The organism is Novosphingobium sp. YAF33 (genome assembly GCF_052113265.1).
Taxonomy (GTDB): Bacteria; Pseudomonadota; Alphaproteobacteria; order Sphingomonadales; family Sphingomonadaceae; genus Novosphingobium.
Genome location: NZ_JBFRCW010000052.1, coordinates 1 through 542, shown reverse-complemented (window position 1 = coordinate 542; position 542 = coordinate 1). Strand labels below are relative to the sequence as shown.

General features: G+C 55.5%; 1 rRNA gene. It reads left to right on the top strand.

The features are described 5' to 3' along the window. Positions 1 to 542 (top strand): 23S ribosomal RNA (locus tag AB4Z00_RS26575); the annotation flags it as partial.

The window sequence follows — 542 nt, the reverse complement described above, 5'->3', positions numbered from 1 at the left end:
GAAAGACCCCGTGGAGCTTTACTGTAGCCTGATATTGAATTTTGGTACAGTTTGTACAGGATAGGCGGGAGCCATTGAAACCGGAGCGCTAGCTTCGGTGGAGGCGCTGGTGGGATACCGCCCTGACTGTATTGAAATTCTAACCTACGGGTCTTATCGACCCGGGAGACAGTGTCAGGTGGGCAGTTTGACTGGGGCGGTCGCCTCCTAAAGTGTAACGGAGGCGCCCAAAGGTTCCCTCAGAATGGTTGGAAATCATTCGTAGAGTGCAAAGGCATAAGGGAGCTTGACTGCGAGACCTACAAGTCGAGCAGGGACGAAAGTCGGGCTTAGTGATCCGGTGGTTCCGCATGGAAGGGCCATCGCTCAACGGATAAAAGCTACCCCGGGGATAACAGGCTTATCTCCCCCAAGAGTCCACATCGACGGGGAGGTTTGGCACCTCGATGTCGGCTCATCGCATCCTGGGGCTGTAGTCGGTCCCAAGGGTTGGGCTGTTCGCCCATTAAAGCGGTACGCGAGCTGGGTTCAGAACGTCGTGA